The organism is Cytobacillus solani, assembly GCF_001420595.1.
In the GTDB taxonomy this organism is placed as follows: Bacteria; Bacillota; Bacilli; order Bacillales; family Cytobacillaceae; genus Cytobacillus; species Cytobacillus solani.
Genome location: NZ_LJIX01000006.1, coordinates 823,230 through 839,258, shown reverse-complemented (window position 1 = coordinate 839,258; position 16,029 = coordinate 823,230). Strand labels below are relative to the sequence as shown.

The 16,029-nt window shown below is 37.0% G+C and carries 19 protein-coding genes; 10 read left to right on the top strand and 9 right to left on the bottom strand.

The features are described 5' to 3' along the window. Positions 1–6 precede the first annotated feature (6 nt). Positions 7–309: an Ada metal-binding domain-containing protein gene (locus tag AN957_RS05970; protein WP_056682833.1), complete on the top strand. Its 303-nt coding sequence runs from the start codon at positions 7–9 to the stop codon at positions 307–309. 74 nt (positions 310–383) lie between these two features. Here AN957_RS05970 and AN957_RS05965 read toward each other — a convergent pair whose 3' ends face one another. Next, a complete protein-coding gene (locus tag AN957_RS05965; protein ID WP_056682830.1) occupies positions 384–1,067 on the bottom strand; it encodes a DNA alkylation repair protein in 684 nt (227 codons plus the stop codon). A gap of 356 nt (positions 1,068–1,423) precedes the next feature. Here AN957_RS05965 and AN957_RS05960 point away from each other — a divergent pair, with 356 nt between their 5' ends. Beyond that, positions 1,424–1,999 (top strand): sigma-70 family RNA polymerase sigma factor, encoded by a 576-nt coding sequence (locus AN957_RS05960; protein ID WP_056682827.1) that lies wholly within the window; start codon positions 1,424–1,426, stop codon positions 1,997–1,999. Then, on the top strand, positions 1,989–3,038 hold the full coding sequence (locus AN957_RS05955) for a hypothetical protein (RefSeq protein WP_172797621.1): 1,050 nt from the start codon (positions 1,989–1,991) through the stop codon (positions 3,036–3,038). Before AN957_RS05960 ends, AN957_RS05955 begins: the two co-directional genes overlap by 11 nt. A 402-nt stretch (positions 3,039–3,440) precedes the next feature. Here AN957_RS05955 and AN957_RS05950 read toward each other — a convergent pair whose 3' ends face one another. From AN957_RS05950 to AN957_RS05930, 5 genes are all read right to left on the bottom strand, one after another. After that, complete coding sequence (locus AN957_RS05950) at positions 3,441–4,190, bottom strand: ABC transporter permease (protein ID WP_053474646.1); 750 nt, start codon at positions 4,188–4,190, stop codon at positions 3,441–3,443. Next, positions 4,191–4,952 (bottom strand): ABC transporter ATP-binding protein, encoded by a 762-nt coding sequence (locus tag AN957_RS05945; protein WP_056682824.1) that lies wholly within the window; start codon positions 4,950–4,952, stop codon positions 4,191–4,193. A 155-nt stretch (positions 4,953–5,107) separates the two neighbouring features. Continuing rightward, entirely contained in the window at positions 5,108–5,461 is a 354-nt protein-coding gene (locus AN957_RS05940; RefSeq protein WP_053474644.1) for a DUF1048 domain-containing protein, read from the bottom strand. Positions 5,462–5,531: 70 nt separating this feature from the next. Further along, a complete protein-coding gene (locus AN957_RS05935) occupies positions 5,532–5,852 on the bottom strand; it encodes a PadR family transcriptional regulator (protein WP_053474643.1) in 321 nt (106 codons plus the stop codon). A 564-nt stretch (positions 5,853–6,416) separates the two neighbouring features. Beyond that, complete coding sequence (locus tag AN957_RS05930) at positions 6,417–6,602, bottom strand: hypothetical protein (RefSeq protein WP_053474642.1); 186 nt, start codon at positions 6,600–6,602, stop codon at positions 6,417–6,419. 240 nt (positions 6,603–6,842) lie between these two features. On the opposite strand from AN957_RS05930, the gene AN957_RS05925 reads away from it, so the two are divergent. Then, the gene (locus AN957_RS05925; RefSeq protein ID WP_053477440.1) at positions 6,843–7,400 is read left to right on the top strand and encodes a YkoP family protein; all 558 of its coding nucleotides are present in this window, start codon (positions 6,843–6,845) and stop codon (positions 7,398–7,400) included. 192 nt (positions 7,401–7,592) lie between these two features. Here AN957_RS05925 and AN957_RS05920 read toward each other — a convergent pair whose 3' ends face one another. Continuing rightward, positions 7,593–8,429, bottom strand: coding sequence for a metallophosphoesterase (locus AN957_RS05920; protein WP_053474641.1), 837 nt, complete (start codon positions 8,427–8,429; stop codon positions 7,593–7,595). A 116-nt stretch (positions 8,430–8,545) separates the two neighbouring features. Between AN957_RS05920 and AN957_RS05915 the strand changes: the two genes are divergently transcribed. The 3 genes from AN957_RS05915 to AN957_RS29075 all read left to right on the top strand — a co-directional run bounded on the left by AN957_RS05915 (position 8,546) and on the right by AN957_RS29075 (position 11,157). Next, positions 8,546–9,661: an MGDG synthase family glycosyltransferase gene (locus AN957_RS05915; protein WP_342668462.1), complete on the top strand. Its 1,116-nt coding sequence runs from the start codon at positions 8,546–8,548 to the stop codon at positions 9,659–9,661. Positions 9,662–9,964: 303 nt separating this feature from the next. After that, positions 9,965–10,795, top strand: coding sequence for a protein-glutamine gamma-glutamyltransferase (locus AN957_RS05910; protein ID WP_053474639.1), 831 nt, complete (start codon positions 9,965–9,967; stop codon positions 10,793–10,795). A 182-nt stretch (positions 10,796–10,977) separates the two neighbouring features. Beyond that, complete coding sequence (locus AN957_RS29075) at positions 10,978–11,157, top strand: YjcZ family sporulation protein (protein WP_425388938.1); 180 nt, start codon at positions 10,978–10,980, stop codon at positions 11,155–11,157. Positions 11,158–11,322: 165 nt separating this feature from the next. On the opposite strand, the gene AN957_RS05900 is transcribed toward AN957_RS29075, so the two are convergent. Both AN957_RS05900 and AN957_RS05895 read right to left on the bottom strand, forming a co-directional pair. Continuing rightward, entirely contained in the window at positions 11,323–13,449 is a 2,127-nt protein-coding gene (locus AN957_RS05900) for a heavy metal translocating P-type ATPase (protein ID WP_053474638.1), read from the bottom strand. Next, positions 13,427–13,825, bottom strand: coding sequence for an ArsR/SmtB family transcription factor (locus tag AN957_RS05895; RefSeq protein WP_056682815.1), 399 nt, complete (start codon positions 13,823–13,825; stop codon positions 13,427–13,429). The genes AN957_RS05900 and AN957_RS05895 overlap by 23 nt, the downstream gene beginning before the upstream one ends. Positions 13,826–14,228: 403 nt before the next feature. On the opposite strand from AN957_RS05895, the gene AN957_RS05890 reads away from it, so the two are divergent. From AN957_RS05890 to AN957_RS05880, 3 genes are read left to right on the top strand one after another with little or no spacing between them, the layout of a single operon-like run. Then, the gene (locus AN957_RS05890) at positions 14,229–14,423 is read left to right on the top strand and encodes a hypothetical protein (RefSeq protein WP_053474636.1); all 195 of its coding nucleotides are present in this window, start codon (positions 14,229–14,231) and stop codon (positions 14,421–14,423) included. Positions 14,424–14,465: 42 nt separating this feature from the next. Then, positions 14,466–15,152 (top strand): DsbA family protein, encoded by a 687-nt coding sequence (locus AN957_RS05885; RefSeq protein WP_056682812.1) that lies wholly within the window; start codon positions 14,466–14,468, stop codon positions 15,150–15,152. After that, entirely contained in the window at positions 15,149–15,577 is a 429-nt protein-coding gene (locus AN957_RS05880; RefSeq protein ID WP_056682809.1) for a disulfide oxidoreductase, read from the top strand. Before AN957_RS05885 ends, AN957_RS05880 begins: the two co-directional genes overlap by 4 nt. Positions 15,578–16,029: the final 452 nt, after the last annotated feature.

Sequence of the window (16,029 nt, the reverse complement as noted above, 5' to 3'; positions counted from 1 at the left end):
GATTGCATGTGTGAAAATGATGAAGAAAGTACTGTTAATAGAAATAGCAAAACGACATTCACCTTGTTAGGTTCCGATATGCGTCCATATCAGAGTGATACATCAGGTGTTTTTGGCGGTAATCGACAAAGCAAATTGTACGGAAGATTAGATTGTCCCTCAGCACTTCGAGCCATAGCAAAAGGTGGATGTATAAAACACCGTGTATTTTTCCCCGATGAACAGACGGCGATCTCGGCAGGTTTCAGGCCGTGTGCCGTTTGTTTACCTGAAAAATATGCAGCGTGGAAGAAAAAGTTTTTGAAATGATACAAAGACTTAAAACTTCATGAACCTACATATTTTTCAAGCTACTTTGATTTCTTTAACTCAATCTTCGATTCCTACTTCCTTTTCATACTGCGAATGAGAGTTTTCGTTTCCTGATCCACACGATTAGACTCCGAAATTTTTTGTATAGCTTTATTATACGTAAAATCATCGAGCGTGTTGTTTCTCAAATATTCCATTGTCGTATCAGGAAATTTCACATAACAGATAGAGACAGCCCAAGCTACCGCCATTTTGGCATAAACCCCATCATGCTTTGCACGATTCAGGAGGATTAACACCCTGTCGATATATTCAATCTCAATATAGAAGTCTAGGAGCATGACCACTCCAAATCGTATCTCATATTCTTTCTTGGAAGACAAATATGGTTGTAAAAACGTCCATACACGCTCCTTATTTTCCTTTGTAAATTTAAGACCTGTACAAAAGCTATCACATACCGACCAATTATCAATTTTTGGCACCAACGAAGCCACATAAGAAAGAATTTCTTCAATATCCGTCTTAGCATAACCAATGACCATGCCTTGCAGCATGATTTCCTCAAAATATTTATCTTCTGCAGTTGCAAGGTAAGTGCGCCAGTCCCCCTTTGCAATTTTTTTAGCTAGTTTACGAAGCTCTGGCAGCCGGACACCTAAAACATTATTTATGTTAGGGATGAGAGCTGTTGAAAACTTTTGATAATCTGGATCAATAAGTTCAAAGATTTGTTCTCTAATTGTATTTTCCATTGGATCCACCTATTTTCCTTATATCTAACAGTTTCACTATAACTGATTACCTTTTGAAAAAGTAAGAAAATGAATGTAAAAGCAAGATATCGAAAGTGTATGGGGCGATGCAATTCTTCAATAGAGATATAATCTTATACAAAAGACCTTTTTTCAATTCGGCACATCTCTCAAAATTCAGTCGCTTCTTTCTTTAGTTTTGAATACGATTCTAATTTACCTATGATGTGTCGTGTTTTCCGGACCGATAGCCTCTTGAACTCAACCATTTGAAAAAAAATAAGAAAAAAACCGAACCATTTTCTGATAGAGAGACAATATAGTGTGTAAGCCGCTTACTCAGGAGGGCCCTCTGAATGCAAAGTGAATATATGTACCAATTACTCACAAAAATGAAAGATGGTGATCAACAGGCGTTTCATACGATATATGATGCCACCTATCAGGATGTCTACCGGACAGTCTGCTTTATGGTGGATCACCAGCAGGATCGAGAAGATATCATGAATGAGATCTATATGCAAATGTGGACCTCACTTGCTAACTATGATACGAACCGTCCTTTCCACTTTTGGCTACACGGATTGGTAATCCGTCAAGTGCAGAGATTTCGGGTCAAGAGCTGGCGGAGATTCCGAATTTTCGAACGCATCCGTGGCTTCTCTCAGGAAGAATCTCATTGGGATCAACCTACTGTGTTGACGGATGGGACAAACCAACTGATATCGCAAGCAATCCAAAAACTGACCGATAAACAACGAGCGGTAATTATCCTCCGCTTTTTTCACGACTACACTCTTGAAGAAATCGCGACATTGCTCGATATTCCGCTGGGTACGGTCAAGTCCAGATATCATGCGGGACTCCAGTCGCTTCGAAAAAATAAATGGATTCTCCCCTCGGAAAGGATGGAAAAGATCAATGACTATTGAACGCAAAATCCGTGAACATCTGCACAAACAGGCAGAAACGATGGAGTGCCCTACGGCCATTTCCAAACGAATAGAACAATCCTATTCTCAATATTTGCAACAAAAAAGGAGCGAAAAAACCATGAAAAAACGATTAATAGGTGGAATAGCTGCTGCTGCAATTTTGATTCCAACCGCTGGATTTGCGGCCCCTCCCCTGATTGAAATGCTTACAAGAACACCAATGACTGCTGAACAAGTCAAGGTGGATGAGGTTGGCGAAGCAACACTTAAAAAGCTGTATAGCGCATTTCCCGAAACAAAATCATTTGAGATTATCGATGCAAGCTACGTTCAAGGTGTCCAAACAAGCATCATACTGCAGGAAAAAGGAGGAACCGGCAAAAAAATTACCCTTCATACAAACGGGATTACGGGTGAGATTGAACACGTGAATCAAGAGAATTGGGAGCCTAAGGAGAAGCCACTCATTACTTTAACTGATCAGGAGATCAAGGCGAAAGTAGATGTTCTCATTGATAAAATGTATGGCAACATCGAAGAGTACGAGTTTGATATGGAGCAAATGGAGAACCCGGATCAAAAAACGTTTATGTTGAATTACATCAAAATGGGAGAAAAAACACCGTTCTACCAGGTATTTGTTCAGGGCAATTCAATTAGTGCTTCTCTTATCGGAGGTGAGACTGCACCTTCAAACATTCAAGTAGAAGGTTTCTTCTCATTAAATGGCAAGCCTGATTATACTGCTGATGCCTTTATAAACGATGAAAAACTCTTTTCTTTACTAAAAATGAACCCGACAGAATTAAAACAAGAATTAGCCAAAGGGAAATCTGTTGTCGAGATTGCAGCATCTAATAATGTCTCTAAACAACAAGTGATTGATGTAATTGCAAAAACACAGGTTGAAAGACAAATGCAAGCTGAACAAAATGGAGAGATTCCTAAAAATAACCAATCAAATGAACAATTAATAAAAGCGATAGAACCGAAAGTATTACAAGTTATTGAACACAAAACTGAAACACCATGGTAGAAAAAACAAGTCAATGTAAATGAGGTTTGCTAAACATCGCTTGAGAAGCTGTATTCTTTTTTTCTTCTTGGGTAGCATCAGGGATATGAGGATTTATATCAATAAGGAGTTACAATAAATAAAACCCAATTTCTCAGTGTAAAAATTGAGAAATTGGGCTTTATTCTTTACTCAATAATTACGATCTTAAGTTGAACAAGGCCGATTCTAAATAACAGCATTTTTTTGCCAAATTCAGCTATAAAGATGTGAAGAAAATAACTATATAAACTTCAATGAATTTGAAGGTTTCCATGATTTCGTCGATGGTTGCCCCGGCATTTAAGCAGCCTTCTAAGTGAATAGCAAATGCATTTATCGCAGTTGCTGACTATTGATTCCGCTAATCCCATAATAGTATAGTCACCCTAACTGGCGTTTAAATACTTTACTGGCAAAGAAGTAAGCGATGACCATGATACCTACGCACCAGGCAAGTGCGATCCAGATATCGTTGCCAACTGATCCTTTATACAAGAGGGCGCGAATCGCATTCACGATTGAAGTCACGGGCTGGTTCTCAGCGAACGCACGGACAATTTTAGGCATGGTTTCGGTAGGGACAAAGGCCGAACTAATAAACGGCAGAAAAATCAGCGGGTACGAGTAGGCTGTCGCCCCTTCCATAGACCTGGCAGTCAATCCGGGAATGACTGCCAGCCATGTGAGCGCCATCGTAAACAGTCCGAGTATCCCAGCTACGGCGAGCCAATCCAGGATATCAGCGCTGGAACGGAAGCCCATCAAGAAAGCTACGAGGAAAACCACCACGACAGTAAGCGCATTGGAAACAAGCGAAGTCATCACGTGAGCCCACAATACCGACGAGCGCTTGATAGGCATGGTAATGAAACGCGCCATCAAACCGCTCTTTACATCATTAAACAGACGCAGTGAAGTGTAAGCGATGCCTGATGCAATAGCCATCAGCAAGATTCCCGGTAATAAATAATTGACATAGTTGTCCGTTCCTGTCTCTATGGCGCCGCCAAATACGTAGACAAACAGCAGCATCATCATAATCGGTGTAATCGCCACCGTGATAATCGTATCCGGACTGCGCATGATGTTGCGCATTAAACGCCCTAGTAATACTCCTGTTTTGCTTTTCATTTACATTTCCTCCTTTTTGCCGATGATCGCAAGGAAAATTTCCTCCAATGTCGGCTGCTTCTCGATGTACTCCACTTTTGCTGGCGGGAACATCTCTTTGAGTTCAGAAAGGGTACCGGTCGTGATGATTTTTCCGCCATGGAGGATGGCGATACGGTCCGCCAGTTGTTCGGCTTCCTCCAGGTACTGGGTCGTCAGCAAGATGGTCGTGCCGCTGCTGGCAAGCTCCTTGACGGTATTCCAGACTTCAATCCGCGCTTCGGGGTCAAGGCCTGTCGTCGGTTCGTCGAGAAAAATGACTGCTGGCGTCCCGATCAGGCTCATGGCGATGTCAAGCCGGCGCTTCATCCCGCCGGAATAGGTGTCCGCCCGGCGGTTGGCCGCGTCACGCAGGCTGAATCTTGCAAGCAGATTATCGGCGACCCCGGCGGGATTGGAAGCTCCCCGCAACTTGGCGATCATCAACAGGTTTTCCCTTCCTGTGAGCATGCCGTCTAAAGCTGCGAACTGTCCTGTCAGACTGATGCTCTGGCGAACATGATCCGGTTGACGCTGGACGTCAAAGCCGCAAATACCTACTTCGCCGCCATCAGCCTTCATCAGCGTCGAGAGAATGTTGACCGTCGTCGTTTTGCCCGCTCCATTTGAGCCCAGCAATGCGAAAATTTCGCCACGCCTCACCTCAAAATCCACCCCCTTTAAGACTTCCTTGTCTTTAAATGATTTTTTTAACCCTTTTACAGAAATCACTGCATGGTTCATCCTTTTTCCTCCTTATAAAAAGTGCTTGCGAAGCTAAATTGTATACTCTCTTCTATTTAGTCTGACTGATAATCTGTATAACTTAGTACTAAGGTAAAAATATAACTGAATAGCAAATGTGCAATTCACATTTGTAACCAGCTATTCAGTCTGTATTATTTATTGAATTTATCTTTTCCCAATCGCTTCATGATACTCTGATTCAAATCTTCACGATACTTGGCAACATAGGTTTTAGCGTTTGCCACTAGTTCGTCGGCAAAGGATGCCACGTCGTCCCCAGTGATTTCCAGCACTTGTCTGCCATCCGCCGCACCGGCTTCGAACAACTCGATTAATTCATATTGCATCTGCAGCATATCCATCCCGTTGCCCGCTGTGAAATTCCACATGTAGTTTTGAATTTTCTTAAATACAAACTGGTAGTCCTCTGGCAAGGCATCAACCCGTGCCATCATCATCTTGTATTCTTTTTTATCACCAATCATTTTTTTGAACATTTCCATCATGTTATTTTCCTCCTTTTTTATAATGCTGAACAAGTCACTCCAAAAATATCGGATGGAATATCTTATGAAGCTAGATTGACTTCAAGACGTTGATTTTTGAAGATACAAAGTCCCATTTTTTCCAAAACAATTCAAGTTCCTGTCGACCCTCCTCATTAAGTGAGTAAAACTTACGGGGCGGCCCCATATCTGATGGTTTTTTTTCTATGTTCACCAGCTTTTTCTTTTCTAATCGCACGAGGATGGTGTAGACCGTCCCTTCCACGACTTCGGTAAACCCAAGCTCGTTAAGAAGGCGGGTAATCTCGTAGCCATAGGTTTCATGGCGGCTGATGATTTCCAGTACGCAGCCTTCAAGTGAGCCCTTCAGCATTTCAGTTAAATTTTCCATGTTAGGAACCTCCTCTATTTCGTCTGACTTATATTCAGTATAACTTAGTACTGAGGGAAATTTTACTTAATAGCTTTTCGCTATTAAGTGTCGCTCATTACACATACATCGTAACACTGAGTAGTAAGGATGTCAACAATATTTTTGAAAATATATTGCAGCATCACTATTCAGTGGTGTTAGTATTCAGTATAACTTACTACAAGTATACTGTAACACGCAGTAGATTGACTGTCAACTGGATTTTCTAAATATTTTTAATATCCTAACTTACAAAAAATATATTAAGTCTCTTTTTGATCTAAAAATTATATTTTTACTATAACCAAAATTAGTTTTTTTATTTTTATGGAGTTTGCTTCTTCTCTTGAGTCACCACTGCAAAAAGGCAATTGGTGCAGTCCGTAGAGACCAATATTAAAGCCCTCTATAGCTCAAATTGGAGTTATAGAGGGCTTTAACTCTTTATTCTTCACTTCGAATGAACCACGATATATACCGAAACGCGGGTACGATGGTACGAGAGATCGGAGTTAAAATCTTCTCTGCCTACTCGATTTGTTTTTATTGTAACTGAGTATTTGCAGGAGATTGATTATTTTGGTTATTTGCACCTTGTCCGCCACTCATATTTGATAGCTGGGGTATCATATTTTGCAGTTGGCCTCCCCTGCCGGTCATCATACTATATGCAGCAGCTCCGATTCCAATGGATGCAATAATTGGCAGTATTTGAATATTATTTCTCATATATAGTCACCTCTGCCTGATTGGTTTGCTCGATGAGCATTAATAGAATTTGTTAATTCCTATTAAAAATTTCATGTATTTCTTGGAGTAAACGGCAGTAACATTCATGAATAAAACCATTAATTTTTTTTTAGATTGACATAGTAAAAAATCTTCCCTACATTAAATTTCCACTAATAATATTTCTGTTGAGATAAAAAATATGATAGATCAAACTAATGAAGGCGAGGCTTGGAAAAGTTGAGAGGCTATGTTCTTTCCATATGGAGTATTATTGACCCCCTTTATATTTTTTTTACAAGGCTTACATACCTTCATAATAAATCAGGGGAAACCCAAATTTTAAGAGTGAGATTAACAAAATATAAAGGGAGACCCATTGTTCTTTCAGATGGTACGAAAATTAATAAAGGAGACATATTAGTTAAAATTCATCTCCACAATATTCGACTCTTGAAAGAAATAAGCTTGATAAAAAGCGAGGTAAAAAAAGCAAAAATTATTTACCGCTATGTTTTTACTTCTTTACCAGGAGTAGAGCAGTTTATCCGAAATAATCAGCATGCAAAGGATATTAAAGGAATTATTGGAATCACACTTTTAAACAAAGGATGTGAGCGTTTAGGGTTTGAAGTAATCGAGCCCTCTAACCGATTATATATTTGGTTTAAATGGTTCGCTTTTTTGCCAATAGAGATTCTTTCAAATCAGCATTCCATTGTACATGACCTAAAACACCGTAAACCAAAATATTTATTTATGTCAACGAAAAAGTTAGTAAGCCTATATAAAAAATAGGCTTTGTCATACCTGGCTGAAAACTGCTTCCCGGTGACGAATAACCAAACTTCCCCCATATGCTTCACAGTGGGCTTGTCAGGTTCGTTTTTTTGAAAGAAGTATTATTGATTACTGCTCGAAAATCAGATAAATTTTCCACCTAACACAAAGAAACTAAAAAAAAGCTGCAATTATGAACAGCTTTAAACATTAAATAGCTTTGGATCTTTCTTCTTGAGCTATATTTAAGGAAAATTCATGTAAAGTAATTTCAGGACGGCTGCCAACGCGTATATTTACACCTGTTTGACCAAGCCCCTCGCTTATATAATATGGTTTTCCATCCTGACTATGAAATCCTTTAGTAATATTCATTCTTGGAAGTTTTCCCATCTTCACAAGATGAAAGGCTTTAGGATAACAAATTTGTCCACCATGGAAATGACCAGCAAGCAAATAATCAAAATGATAATCCTTCATATGAAGGACAATGTTTGGATCATGGGTTAATACAAGGTTTGTTCCATCATTAATACCATTATAGGAAGCGTTAAGATTGCTACGATTCGTACTAAAATCATCAATACCAATAATATTAACGGGATTCCCATTTACAACTATTAAATCATTTTCATTTTTAAGGACTTTACAATTATGTTCTTCAAGCATATCAATTAATGTTTGTAGGTGCCGGTCTTTAAGGACATAGTCATGGTTGCCGAGTACCGCATAAATTCCGTATTTAACCTTTAGTTTATTTAAAACCTGTAAATATGGGACGAGCCTCGGGATTGTTCGTTTTCTATCAAGAAAATCACCAGTAATTGCAATTAAATCGATCTGTTCGTTTTTTAACCTATCATAAAGCTCATCGGGAGAAATGGATATATTTTCAAGATGGAGATCGGATAACTGTAATATATTTAAGACCGGACCAGGTCCGTTTATTGTTACTTTATTAAAAACAATATCTTTCGTATTTTTATATGCCTTGAAAAAAAGATAAATAAGAGTCAGCACAAAAGCTGTAAACAGAATGATCTTCATATTATCACTCCTTCCTTAGAACATTATACACGAAAAAATAAGCCATTTTTACAAGCAATAGCTGGTATTCATGCCAAGGAAAAAATAACTAATGAAGAGTTAAATGGGGGTTCATGATGAAGAAATCTATTCTTTTTTTACCTTTTTTACAAATACCTTCTGGCCATCATCATGCTGCTAATGCGTTAATTGAGGGAATTCAACAGATCAATCCAACTATACACTGTGAAAAGGTAGACATCCTTACGTATAGCTATGGAAAAATGGAAGCAATTGTTTCTAAAGTGTATTTGAATTGGATTCATGCCTTCCCGCAAATTTATAATAAGATCTATCAATTTTCAGTTTATAGAAGAATAGAGGATAATAAGCGCTATCAAATATACGAATGGCTATTCCTTCCATTTATGAAAAAACTTATTGAGGAAAAGCAACCCGATTTAATCATATGCACCCATTCTTTACCTGCCTATATGCTGAACTTATTAAAGACTAATAATGAACTTAAGATTCCCGTTATTAATGTGTATACCGATTATTTTATTCACAGTTTTTGGGGAGTCGAGCATATTGATTATCATTTTGTATCTTCCATTGCAATGAAGGAGTTTCTCATAAAAAAAGGAATTCAAAAGGAACGGATTTTTATTACCGGTATACCTATCAATCCTAAAATTTCGAAACAAATTAGAAATAAAGGGCATTTAAAGAAATCTAAATATTCTATATTAGTATCTGGGGGGAACCTTGGGATAGGGGCAATTGAGTGTCTATTTAATACAATTTCCGATACAAAATATGAACAGCAGCTACAATTTTATGTGCTGTGCGGCAAAAACTTAAAATTGTATAAAAAATTAAAAAAACTGAATAATGATTATCTAATTCCTTTTACATATATTGCATGCAGGGAGCAAATGAACCAGCTGTATAATCAAATGGATGCCATCATTACAAAACCTGGCGGGGTGACGATAAGTGAAAGCCTATTTAAAAGAATCCCTATTTTCGTTGTTTATGCTTTACCTGGTCAAGAGGAGATTAATCTTATGCAGTTAAAAGATTTAGGACTAGTATTCCATATAGAAAAAGCTGAAATAGTCGATCAGCTGATTGCAAAGCTGAATGATGAAAATACTCTTCAAGTCTATCAAGCACAAGTAGATCGTTTTCATTCACATCTAGATCAGCAAGAGCCTTCAGAAATTATTATGGAATATATTTTGTCATAGGACGAAGAATACAAAATTAAACCCCTTAAAAGGAATACTGGTTTTATTGTTGTTTTTGTTAATCTAAGTAATAGCTTTTTATCATTAATTGCTAGCAATACGAGGGGACTGTATCCACTAAGGAACTTATTAGCAAAATTTTATTGGGGTATCTTCAGCACTTTTAGGAATAACTACGATTGTAATAGCCACGATATTCAGCGCTTACCTTTAACCCTCATTAAAAGTTAACATGATTAATAAAAATGAGAATACTATAGATATGAATGGCAGATGAAAAACGATACAGGAATGGGGGATTGTATGATCCAAATATCAGGGTTCCCGTTTCAGCCGAATGAAGATTGGCAGCTAGGAAGTATTGAGAAAACCATTATTCAACAGATGGAGAATGCTCCCGATTTTTATTCTTATAATTTCGTGGATGAATTATTGTTTGAACTTAAAGTGCGCAAGAACATTATCCAAAGCGCGAACGAAATGAACAAAAGTCAAGCAGAGTTTACAATCTTTGAATATGCCCGCTGCAATCCAAGATTCTGGCAATTAACAAGGGCAGGTGGGTTCCTTTTGAGACCCGATGTGCAGCCAGCCGATGCTATACTGGATATTTATCGGAACAGTTCACTCTATGCATTTGAATGTGCAACTGCTATTCCAATCATCTATTACCATGCCATATTGAATAGTATTGGCAGTACTTTATTTAATTCACTGTTTCGAAATCTATATATTTACAGCTGGCATACAGATACAGACCTAGGTATCATCACCTTCTATTCCAATCATTTTTTACCCGGAGATGTCGTCTACGTTAATAATCCCGAATTTAATCGAAAAACACCACAGTTCAGAGGTGTTAATGCTGTTCTCCTTAATGATGGAAGATTGTTTGGACATGGATTTAATATTAGAACATCAGAAGAAATGATTCAAATACTTAATGAAAAAAGAGAACCGGGCAGTCATCAATCAGCCTATATAACAAAATTGGTTACAAGGCCATCTTTTAAATATTTATTCAGAGTGGCAAGCTGGTACAGTAATGGTAGAGCATACAAAATACATCGTCCGATCGTGCACCATAACAAAAGTTCCATTTCCTATGTTCACTATCTTTATTACTTAATGTAATTTCTTGTAATTTCTTGTAATTTCTCAAACCATGACATTTACCCATTTTTTTATAGACGGGCTCAAAACCCACCTCCGAGAGTATTATATAGAGAAATTCCTTACTCGAAGGGAAGTGTGATTAGATAATGTATTCAAACCTTAACGCCCCACCGACTCTTGGTGCAAATGTTCCTCCAAATATTGCTCCAAATGTTGCTCCATTCCCGACCTATACAGCTCCTTCTAATGGTTGTGGATATTCAGCTCCTGTTTATAGTTATGAATGCCCTAGTTATGGGAACGATTTTATCTTAATTGTAGTATTGTTTATTTTACTCATCATTGTAGGTGCAGCTTTTTGCGACTTTAGCAAGTGCTAACTTTAAGAGCGCAATTCTTTTTCAGGAATTGCGCCCGATCTGTTGAAAATAATTGTGAAACTAACCCCATTGTTTGTTTAATAAAGCACTATCATCTTTAATTCTTGCACCCATATGAAGACATTCTTTGTTATTTTTTAAGTTTCTTGATACTAAGATATTCCTTTATTCTTTAACCCTCAACAAACGCAATGAATTTAGCACAACAATTAGTGTAGCACCCATGTCTGCAAAGATAGCCATCCATAAGGTTAGCCATCCTGGAACAATTAAGATTAATGCCAATAATTTGAGCCCAAGGGCGAATATAATATTTTCCTTAATAATTCTTAATGCTCTGCGGCTTAACTGGATCGTATAAGGAAGTTTGTTTAAATCATCTGCCATTAATGCAATGTCGGCTGTTTCGATCGCAGTATCGGTCCCAGCTCCTCCCATTGCTATCCCTACAGTTGCAGTCGCTAAGGCTGGTGCATCATTTACCCCATCCCCGACCATTGCCACTTTCCCATATTGTTCTCTTAATGATTTAATGGTTTCTAATTTATCTTGAGGCAATAGATCGGCCTTTACCTCACTTAATCCTACTTGTTTTGCTATTGCTTGACCTGTCGCTTGATTATCACCAGTCAACATTACGGTCTTTTGAATACCAATATCAAGCAATTTTTGAATCACTTTTGAACTGCTGTCTCGTACTTGGTCGGCAACAGCTACCATACCGATGATATCTTGATCTGTGCCTACTAGCATGACGGTTTTACCTTGTATTTGCAATGCTTTTATTTCATCTTCGATGGAAGTGGGAAGATGATTCATCTCCTTAAATAAATTCGGACTCCCAATATAGTACAAATTGCTATTTACTATTGCTTTTGCTCCTTTTCCTGTAATGGATTTGAAATCTTCTGCTTTATAATCATTTAAGGAAATTCCTTTTTCTTCGCCTTTGCGAATAATCGCCGAAGCTAAAGGATGCTGTGAGAATGTCTCAATGGCCATAGAGATTCCTAATAGTTCATCCTCTTCATGTCCTTTTAATACTTTAATATCAGTCACTTCTGGTGTTCCTTTAGTTAATGTGCCGGTTTTATCAAAAGCAATTACTTTTAAACGACCTGCCTCTTCTAAATGAATACCACCTTTGATTAATACCCCTTTTTTCGCTGCATTTCCAATGGCTGTGACAATTGCAACTGGAGTAGAAATGACCAATGCACATGGACAACCGACAACTAAGACAGCAAGCCCGCGATAAATCCATTCGGACCAATCTCCACCAATAAATAATGGAGGAATAACGGCTATTAATAAAGCAATGAACATAATCGCAGGAGTATAGTATTTGGCGAATTTATCTACAAATGCTTGAGAAGGTGCGCGTTCTGCCTGTGCTTCTTCAACTAAGTAGATTATTTTGGAAATCGTTGTATCTTCCACTCGTTTTGTGACTTTTACTTCTAATGATCCTTCTTCATTTAATGTTCCAGCAAATACTTCATCACCAATTGTTTTTAATATAGGGATGGATTCACCTGTAATGGCTGCTTGATTAATGGAAGATTGCCCCTTTATTACTTCTCCATCCATTGCCAGCTTTTGCCCTGGTTTAATAATTAATATATCTTCTAATTCAATGTCTTCTACATCCAATTCCATTTCTTGATTACCACGTCTAATCAAGGCGGTTTTTGGAGCAATATCCATAAGAGAGCGAATGGATTCACGTGCTTTATCCATCGAATAGCTTTCTAAAGCTTCACTTAATGCAAATAAGAAAACGACAACTGCCCCTTCACTCCACTCTCCTATAATGGCAGCGCCAATAATCGCGATTGTCATTAATGTCTTCATATCAAATTGAAGCTTTGTGAGGTTCTTTAACCCCACTTTAAAAAGGTCAAATCCACCGATTAAGATAGATAAAGCAAAGATAAAGATTGTTGCCAAGTGGTCTTCTCCCAATGAGTACATGGAGGCATATCCAAAGATTAAGAAGATAAGTGAAGCAATTGTATTTTTATTTTCGGCTTTCTTCCAGAAAGGGATTTTTTCTTCTTTTACTCTTTGATTCTCCGGAAGCACTTTAATTCCATCAAAAGCCCCGGCTTCTTCTAATTGTTCAATCGTTGCTTCTCCGATAACTGTTAATTTTGAAGCGCCAAAATTTAGTTGTACATCGTTTACTGTTTGAATCTCACGAATATTCTTTTCAAATTTCGCTGCACAGTTTGTACAGGAAAGACCTTGTAAACGGTATATTTCTTTATTATTTTCTAGTGCTTTCCCCATTACTTCCACCCTCTTTAGAATGAATTAATGCGATCGATACTAATTGATGAACATGATCATCAGCTAGTGAATAAAAGACAAGCTTTCCTTCTTTACGGTGCTTGGCTAAACCCAAATCACGTAATAAACGTAAATGATGGCTTGCTGTTGCAGTTGAAGATCCGATAATATTTGCAACGTCACAAACACATAACTCATTTTCTATTGTTAGAGCATAAGCAATTTTAATTCGAGTAGAATCAGACAATGCTTTAAACAATAGCTCTACACCATTTACTTCATCTACTCTCTTTTGAATTCTGTTGACTTTTTCTTCATCAAAGCAAAATGTATCACACGTGTCATGTGTGTTGGACTTTAAATATTGTTGAGTCATTTTAACACCTCATTCAAACGTCCGTTTGATTAATAATTAATATTAGTTTATGTTAGAGTCTTAAAAATGTCAAAAATATATTCAAATATTCGTTTGAATATATTTTTTATTTTGTTAAAATAAGAACTGAAAAATATTTGAAGGTAAGCATGATAAGAAAATTATTTGTCTTTACATTTATTTTCTTCTGTATTTTTACTAGTAGTACCTTTGCTCACACTGGATTAAAAAGAATATACGGATTCTTGGATGCTATCATATGGACAAGCTTTATTGGTTAAGCATTTGCTGATTATCCCTTTATTAATGTTTGCATTCAGTCATCAATGATTGGTTTATTAGAAAGAAATTAACAAAAGACATTCACTTTAATCCTAAACCATGGGCAAAAGTAGAGAGTATCATGATTCTTACTATTTTTTCAGTAACAGCAGCACTTGGGCAAGCTGCACCTCCTCATGATATTGTGACTACTCTAAAAACCGTTGGAGCATCTAAATTATTCACTTTTATGTATCAATGGAACTTCCAGCCAGAAATGACAGTTCCATTCGGGTTAAAAATTAAAAGCTTGGCTTTTGGCACGATTTTAATATAAAAAATTGTCGTATAAATAGAACAAAATAAGGGAGAAGAGAAAATGACTAATAAAGGTAATTCTTCATTTAAATTTGTAGTGATCATCACTCTGCTAATTTTTGTAGCCTTGGCTGCATTTGTTATGTTAAAGAATAAAAATACGGAAACAAATAATGATATAAGCTATGATAAACAACCTTCCATTGAAGGACAGCCAACATTAGGAGAACCGGATGCTCCTGTTACAGTTGTTGAATTTGGGGATTTTAAATGCCCAGCATGTAAAGCATGGAGTGAGCAATATTTTCCACAGTTAATGAAAGACTATGTTGATAAAGGTGACGTCAAATTTTCGTATGTTAACGTACTATTTCACGGTGAAGAGTCAAAGTTAGGTTCTTTAGCTGCAGAAGCGATCTATAAACAAAGTCCAGAAAGTTTTTGGGTTTTTAATAAGGAGCTTTTCAAAGCACAGCCCAATGCTGACCACGATTCTATTTGGATTACGATGGATAAAATTAATGAAATTGCTGGTTCTATTCCTGGCATTAACCTAGAACAGTTACAGAAAGATATGCAGGATCAATCAGTGCTTGACGAAGTAAATAAAGATGCAAAGCTAGTAGAAGAATTTAAGGTTCAGTTAACTCCGAGTATTATGGTAAATGGTACTATGCTTGAAGATCCGTTTGATTACGAAAAGATTAAGGAATTGATAGACCAAGCATTAAAAGGTAAAGACAAATGATAAATAAAAATCAAATATATTTATATGTGTCTTGGCTAGCATCTATTATTGCGACACTTGGAAGTCTTTATTTTAGTGAAATCAGAGGTTTTATTCCATGTGAATTCTGCTGGTACCAACGAATCCTTATGTACCCCTTAGTATTAATACTTGGAATTGGAACATTCCAAAATGACTTTTCAGTGAAAAAGTTTGTATTACCAATGGCACTTATTGGCTGGTGTATTTCCTTTTATCATTACCTACTACAAAAGGTACCTGGTTTAGCTGAAATAAAGCCATGTGCTAATGGTGTTCCTTGTAGTGCACAGTATATTAATTGGCTTGGGTTTATAACCATTCCCTTTTTAGCTCTAATGGCATTTTCTATTATAATAATTCTGATGTTTTTATTAAAAAAGCCATCTGAAGGTATGAGTAAATAATTTTTTCTAAATTAACTACTAGGTACAGAAACTGAATAATGATTACTAATAGAACAATAAATAAAACGGCAGTTCACTGTGAACTGCCGTTTTATTTATTGTTTTTATTTTAAGAATGAGCTTTACTCTACAAAATTAAATTCTGCTTTGGGCATAGTATACATGTCCCTAGCTGTCACATGAGCAATTACAAAGTATTTCCCTGTCTCATTAAAGGTTTCTTTAATGTAATGATTCCCTGTGTAACATTTGCCTGCAACTCTACTTCTTTATTGATCATAATTTCTGAAGGTAATTCAACTTTTACCTCAATTAGTTCAGGCAGTTCACTTTCTTTGCTACAACCCGATTTGAATTTCATTATTTCCAAAATAATTTACTTCGTTAAATGGCTCTTATCCCAAAAACAGAGCGCCAATCCTTATGCAAGAATGGTGCCCTTTAATTGAATA

Bases quoted from the DNA above. Each gene is read 5' to 3' on its own strand.
- AN957_RS05970 (WP_056682833.1), top strand. From the start codon at position 7: ATGTGTGAAAATGATGAAGAAAGTACTGTTAATAGAAATAGCAAAACG.
- AN957_RS05965 (WP_056682830.1), bottom strand. From the start codon at position 1,067: ATGGAAAATACAATTAGAGAACAAATCTTTGAACTTATTGATCCAGAT.
- AN957_RS05960 (WP_056682827.1), top strand. From the start codon at position 1,424: ATGCAAAGTGAATATATGTACCAATTACTCACAAAAATGAAAGATGGT.
- AN957_RS05955 (WP_172797621.1), top strand. From the start codon at position 1,989: ATGACTATTGAACGCAAAATCCGTGAACATCTGCACAAACAGGCAGAA.
- AN957_RS05950 (WP_053474646.1), bottom strand. From the start codon at position 4,190: ATGAAAAGCAAAACAGGAGTATTACTAGGGCGTTTAATGCGCAACATC.
- AN957_RS05945 (WP_056682824.1), bottom strand. From the start codon at position 4,952: ATGAACCATGCAGTGATTTCTGTAAAAGGGTTAAAAAAATCATTTAAA.
- AN957_RS05940 (WP_053474644.1), bottom strand. From the start codon at position 5,461: ATGATGGAAATGTTCAAAAAAATGATTGGTGATAAAAAAGAATACAAG.
- AN957_RS05935 (WP_053474643.1), bottom strand. From the start codon at position 5,852: ATGGAAAATTTAACTGAAATGCTGAAGGGCTCACTTGAAGGCTGCGTA.
- AN957_RS05930 (WP_053474642.1), bottom strand. From the start codon at position 6,602: ATGAGAAATAATATTCAAATACTGCCAATTATTGCATCCATTGGAATC.
- AN957_RS05920 (WP_053474641.1), bottom strand. From the start codon at position 8,429: ATGAAGATCATTCTGTTTACAGCTTTTGTGCTGACTCTTATTTATCTT.
- AN957_RS05915 (WP_342668462.1), top strand. From the start codon at position 8,546: ATGAAGAAATCTATTCTTTTTTTACCTTTTTTACAAATACCTTCTGGC.
- AN957_RS05910 (WP_053474639.1), top strand. From the start codon at position 9,965: ATGATCCAAATATCAGGGTTCCCGTTTCAGCCGAATGAAGATTGGCAG.
- AN957_RS05900 (WP_053474638.1), bottom strand. From the start codon at position 13,449: ATGGGGAAAGCACTAGAAAATAATAAAGAAATATACCGTTTACAAGGT.
- AN957_RS05895 (WP_056682815.1), bottom strand. From the start codon at position 13,825: ATGACTCAACAATATTTAAAGTCCAACACACATGACACGTGTGATACA.
- AN957_RS05890 (WP_053474636.1), top strand. From the start codon at position 14,229: ATGATTCTTACTATTTTTTCAGTAACAGCAGCACTTGGGCAAGCTGCA.
- AN957_RS05885 (WP_056682812.1), top strand. From the start codon at position 14,466: ATGACTAATAAAGGTAATTCTTCATTTAAATTTGTAGTGATCATCACT.
- AN957_RS05880 (WP_056682809.1), top strand. From the start codon at position 15,149: ATGATAAATAAAAATCAAATATATTTATATGTGTCTTGGCTAGCATCT.